Here is a 5,437-nt window from a genome sequence, read left to right on the forward strand (position 1 = left end):
CACAGGCTATCACCTGGTGGAAGTCACCAGCCGCGAAGATTGATCGCGCCGGTGCTCCCGCTCACGGCGGGAGCACCCTCCCCGCACTGCCTCCAACCGGCTATCCTGCAGACTTCCTGCCTCCCGAGGATAGCGCCTTGTCCCTGCCCCTGGAACGTCACGGCCAGTGCCTGTGCGGCGCTGTTCAGCTGGATTGTCGCCTCGATACCCTCGCCGTTTCGGCCTGCCATTGCCGGACCTGTCGCCGCTGGGGCGGTGGCCCGCTGCTCGCGGTGGAATGCGCCCAGCCTCCGGTGATCGGTGGCGGCGACGCCCTGACCGTCCATGCCTCGTCCGCCTGGGCCGAGCGCGGCTTCTGTCGCCACTGCGGCACCCACCTGTTCTACCGCCTCAAGGCCGAGCCGCACTACGCCATTCCGGTCGGCCTGCTCGAAGGCGCGGACTGGGTGCTGGACAGCGAGATCTTCATCGAGGAACAGCCGGCCTGGTACTGCTTCACGCACTCGCGCCGCCAGCTGACCGGGGCCGAAGCCTTGGCCGAGCACGACAGCCGGGACTCGCGGCCCGGGCTCGACTCCGGGCGCCAGCCATGACCGCTGGTCGCCTGACCCCGGGCGCCTCCGGGCACGGCGCTTAGCGCGCCAAGGCTCGTGCCAGAGCCCCCTTCACTCCCCCACCCCCGAGCCCTCTTGCCCGCGAGCCTGCGGCCTGGACGCACACCCCTATCAAGCCGCCGCCAAACGCGCCGATGCCTGGGTGAGCTCCCTTTCCCAGCCTGCCAGACAAGAGGAACAATCATGGGGTTTCTGCAACGCTTCGGCGCGCGTGCCCGCCAGGGCGGGAGCGGCGTGTTCAGCCTGACCTGCTCCGCTCGCGAATTAGGCGACCGCCTCGGCGGCGTCGCCCTCAAGCCCACCTACATCGCCGGCTTCGTCTCGCCGCACCTGGACCTGGACGCCATCGCCCGGCAACTGGCCGGACGCTTCCCCGCGGCGTCCATCAGCCTGTGCACCACCTCCGGCGAACTCTGCGGCAGCGAGCAGCGCCTGTATTGCGCCGCCGACGGCGCCTGGGACCGTCTGGTGCTGCAATTCTTCGACGCCTCGGTCATCGCCTCGGCCGAGGTGGTGCACGTCCCGCTGGACAGCGAGGACATCCGCCGCGGCGGACCGCGGCGCAGCATGAAGGAACGCCTCGCCCGCCTGACCGAGTCGCTCAAGCGCCTGCCGGTGCGCACGCCCATCGATCACCGCGATACCCTGGCCTTCGTGCTGTTCGACGGCCTGTCCGCCTCGGAATCCTTCTTCATGGAGGCACTGTACGAGTCCGGCCGCTTCCCCTGCCTGTTCGTCGGCGGCTCCGCCGGCGGCAAGGGCGACTTCCGCCAGACGCTGCTGCACGATGGCCGCCAGGCCTATGAAAATCATGCTCAGCTGGTCTTTCTGAAGATGGCCAGGAACACCCGCTTCGGGGTCTTCAAGAGCCAGAATTTCAGCGCCACGCCGCTCAGCCTCAGTGTCCTCACCGCCTCGCTGGAAGAGCGCTACATCAGCCAGGTGGTCGACAGCCGCGGCCAGATCAAGAGCATGGTGGCGGCCCTCTGCGAGGCCCTGAGCTGCCGCGCCGAACAGCTGGAGCAGCGCCTGGCGGATTATTCCTTCGCCATCCGCGTGGGCGAGGAGCTGTTCGTCCGCTCCATCGCCCGCATCGACTACGCGCGCGAGCGCATCCACCTGTTCTGCGACGTGGCGCCCGGCGAAGAGCTGGTGATGGTCAAGCGCACCTCGCTGGTGGACGCCACCCGCCAGGACTTCGCGCGCTTCCTGCAGGGCAAGAGTGGCACCCCGCTGGTGGGCGTGCTCAACGACTGCATCCTGCGCCGCGCCAACAATGGCGCCGAGCTGCCGCGCATGGGCGAGGTGTTCGGCCGGACGCCGGTGGTGGGCTTCTCCACCTTTGGCGAGATCCTCGGCTTGAATCTCAACCAGACGCTCACCGCGGTGTTCTTTTTCCGCACCCCCGAAGGCGCGCCCTTCCGCGACGACTACGTCGACAACTTCGCCGCCCACTACGGCGAGTTCAAGGCCTTCTTCCTGCGTCGGCAGATCAAGAAGCTGGCCGGCCTGAGCCAGGTGGTGGTCAACCAGATCAACGAATTCAAGCGGCAGAACTTCACCGGCGTGGTGGATGCCCAGGGCCTCGACGACTCCATCCAGGCGGTGTTCGGCGGCCTCGCCGATCTCGGCCAGGTGTTGCGCCAGGCGCACCAGAGTCGCCAGGAGATCGGCGAGCAGTTGCGGCACTACTCCGGCGAATTGCACAGCAGCATGGACGATCTGGCGGGCAACATCCTGCAGCAGGGCGAGGTCACCCGCCAGGCCGACAGCACCGTGCAGCACCTCACCGAACAGGCCGAGGACGTGGTGCGCAGCGCCAACGAACTGAGCCAGTCGAGTCTGCGCATCCAGTCCATCGTCCAGGTGATCCAGCAGATCGCCGGCCAGACCAACCTGCTGGCGCTCAACGCGGCCATCGAGGCGGCGCGCGCCGGCGAGAGCGGTCGCGGCTTCGCGGTGGTGGCCGACGAGGTGCGCAACCTGGCGGCCATCACCCACAAGAACGCCGCCGAGATCGGCGCCGACATCGACCAGCTGTCCCGCGCCATCAGCGAGGTCGGCGCCCATATCGCCGGCCAGGCCGAGGACGTGGGCTCGCTGCAGGAGCTGCTCGCCGTCCTGCGCGAATCCGGGCGACTCACCGCCCAGACCTCCCATCGCACCAAGGACATCGCCGATACCCTCACCGGCCTTACCGCCGCCACGTCGTCCTAGGCCGCAGGGACTTACCGTTCGTCGGCACTGACCGGTAAGTCGCACCCGCTGCACCCGTAGCTGCTCCCCACCGGGGGCAGATACCGGTGGGCGGCGGATCACCTTCCGAGTGACCGCCGGGTCACGGCCAGCGCCGTGGCTTGCGCCCCCATTTTGCCCCTGCCAGCGACCCATGAGTCAGCAATAGACGCCCCAAACCCGCTCCCGGCCGCGTCTACGACTTTTGTAGTGACTATACGAAAGCACTACAAAACCCCATTGACGACGCCTCGAACTCCTGCAAATCTCTAGCTGCACCGGACGCGAACCCCTATCCATGCGGGTCGCGCCTGGGCTCCGGGTGACCCTCGGGCCGTCTTGCGTAGTGATGCTCAAGAGGCACTACAAAAGAAGACGACTGAAATGCCGCGCTGCTCGAGGCAGCGTCGCCAGAGGTGACGTCCGGATCCATGCAGGTACGTACGGCGACATGACTCGACAGCTGGGCTGACCTTTCGCCTTCGCGACCGGCATCCGGGTGGCAACCGCCATCCCGCTGCCGGACGTTGGGAAAAGACTGGTACCCAAGCCAACCTCATCGAGAAGGATCGACTCATGTCAGCTTACGAGAACGACGTTCAGGCCATCGCCGCCCTCAAGAACAGCGCCGGCAATCACTGGAGCGCCATCAATCCGGAATACGCCGCCCGGATGCGCCTGCAGAATCGCTTCAAGACCGGTCTCGACATCGCCCGCCACTGCGCGGCCATCATGCGCCAGGACATGGCCGCCTACGACGCCGACAGCAGCGCCTACACCCAGTCGCTGGGCTGCTGGCACGGTTTCATCGGGCAGCAGAAGCTGATCGCCATCAAGAAGCACCTTGGCAGCACCAAAGGTCGCTACCTCTACCTGTCGGGCTGGATGATCGCCGCGCTGCGTTCGGAATTCGGCCCGCTGCCCGATCAGTCCATGCACGAGAAGACCAGCGTGCCGGCGCTGATCGAAGAGCTCTACACCTTCCTGCGCCAGGCCGACGCCCGCGAGCTGGCCATGCTGTTCCGTGACCTGGACGCCGCCCGCGCCGCCGACGAGAACGCCAAGGCCGCCGCCATCCAGGCGAAGATCGACAACTACGAGACCCACGTGGTGCCGATCATCGCCGACATCGACGCCGGCTTTGGCAACGCCGAGGCCACCTACCTGCTGGCCAAGAAGATGATCGAAGCCGGCGCCTGCTGCATCCAGCTGGAAAACCAGGTCTCCGACGAGAAGCAGTGCGGCCACCAGGACGGCAAGGTCACGGTGCCCCACGAGGACTTCCTGGCCAAGATCAACGCGGTGCGCTACGCCTTTCTCGAACTGGGCGTGGACGAGGGCGTCATCGTCGCCCGCACCGATTCCCTGGGCGCCGGCCTGACCAAGCAGATCGCCGTGAGCAAGCAGCCGGGCGACCTGGGCGACCAGTACAACAGCTTCCTCGACTGCGACGAGGTGGATGCCAGCCAGCTGGGCAACGGCGAGGTGCTGATCAGCCGCGACGGCAAGCTGCTGCGGCCCAAGCGTCTGGCCAGCGGCCTGTTCCAGTTCCGTGCCGGCAGCGGCGTGGACCGGGTGGTGCTGGACTGCATCACCTCGCTGCAGAACGGCGCCGACCTGCTGTGGATCGAGACCGAGAAGCCCCACGTCGGCCAGATCAAGGCCATGGTCGACCGCATCCGCGAGGTCGTGCCCAACGCCAAGCTGGTCTACAACAACAGCCCCTCCTTCAACTGGACCCTGAGTTTCCGTCAGCAGGTGTTCGACGCCCTGCAGGCCGAGGGCAAGGACGTGTCCGCCTACGACCGCGCCAAGCTGATGAGCGTGGACTACGACGACACCGAACTGGGGCGTCTGGCCGATGCGCGGATCCAGAGTTTCCAGCGCGATGCGGCGCGGGAAGCGGGCATCTTCCACCACCTGATCACCCTGCCCACCTACCACACCGCGGCCCTGTCCACCGACAACCTGGCCAAGGGCTACTTCGCCGAGGAAGGCATGCTGGCCTACGTCAAGGGCGTGCAGCGCCAGGAGATCCGCCAGGGCATCGCCTGCGTCAAGCACCAGAACATGGCCGGCTCGGACATGGGCGACGACCACAAGGAATACTTTGCCGGCGAGGCCGCGCTCAAGGCGGGCGGCAAGGACAACACCATGAACCAGTTCCATTGATCACGGCCACTGCGGAGGACACGCTCATGAACCTGAACGACAACCCCGGCCTGGACGATCTCAAGCAACTGTTCGGCCGGCTCAAGGACAAGAACCACAACCACATCCTCTGGGTCTGCGAGAGCGGCGCGGTGCATGTCGACCGCCTGCCCGGCGGCGAGACGCCCGAGCAGTTCGAGGAGCGCCATCCCAGCCTGCGCATCCGCTTCAAGACCTACAACAAGGGCGGCGGCTACGTCGGCAAGTCGGCCGCGGCGGACGACAACTTCATCAGGAGCGTCCACGCCGCCCTGCAGGAGCACTGGCGCCTGGCCGGTCGGCAGCAGCAGCCGGCCTATGTGGATCGCTACTGCTAGCCATGAAAAAGGGCGCGCCGGGTAGTTGACCCCCCGGCGCGCCCTGCCCCCCCTCCGCGG

General features: G+C 66.9%; 4 protein-coding genes. All 4 read left to right on the plus strand.

The genetic code is table 11. The features are described from left to right. The first annotated feature begins 137 nt into the window (after window positions 1–137). The 4 genes from QMX82_RS25155 (at window position 138) to QMX82_RS25170 (ending at window position 5,377) form a co-directional block, all read left to right on the plus strand. A complete protein-coding gene (locus QMX82_RS25155; protein WP_282288633.1) occupies window positions 138–593 on the plus strand; it encodes a GFA family protein in 456 nt (151 codons plus the stop codon). Between the two features lie 204 nt (window positions 594–797). After that, the gene (locus QMX82_RS25160) at window positions 798–2,831 is read left to right on the plus strand and encodes a methyl-accepting chemotaxis protein (protein WP_282288635.1); all 2,034 of its coding nucleotides are present in this window, start codon (window positions 798–800) and stop codon (window positions 2,829–2,831) included. Between the two features lie 594 nt (window positions 2,832–3,425). Next, entirely contained in the window at window positions 3,426–5,021 is a 1,596-nt protein-coding gene (locus tag QMX82_RS25165; RefSeq protein WP_282288637.1) for an isocitrate lyase, read from the plus strand. Between the two features lie 26 nt (window positions 5,022–5,047). Beyond that, window positions 5,048–5,377 (plus strand): hypothetical protein, encoded by a 330-nt coding sequence (locus QMX82_RS25170; protein WP_133862738.1) that lies wholly within the window; start codon window positions 5,048–5,050, stop codon window positions 5,375–5,377. The last annotated feature ends 60 nt before the right edge of the window (window positions 5,378–5,437 follow it).

The sequence above is a fragment of the Pseudomonas sp. PS02302 genome (genome assembly GCF_029959585.1).
GTDB lineage: Bacteria > Pseudomonadota > Gammaproteobacteria > Pseudomonadales > Pseudomonadaceae > Chryseomonas > Chryseomonas aestiva.

Coding starts and splice junctions, on each gene's coding strand:
- QMX82_RS25160 (WP_282288635.1), top strand. CDS start 798: ATGGGGTTTCTGCAACGCTTCGGCGCGCGTGCCCGCCAGGGCGGGAGC.
- QMX82_RS25165 (WP_282288637.1), top strand. CDS start 3,426: ATGTCAGCTTACGAGAACGACGTTCAGGCCATCGCCGCCCTCAAGAAC.
- QMX82_RS25170 (WP_133862738.1), top strand. CDS start 5,048: ATGAACCTGAACGACAACCCCGGCCTGGACGATCTCAAGCAACTGTTC.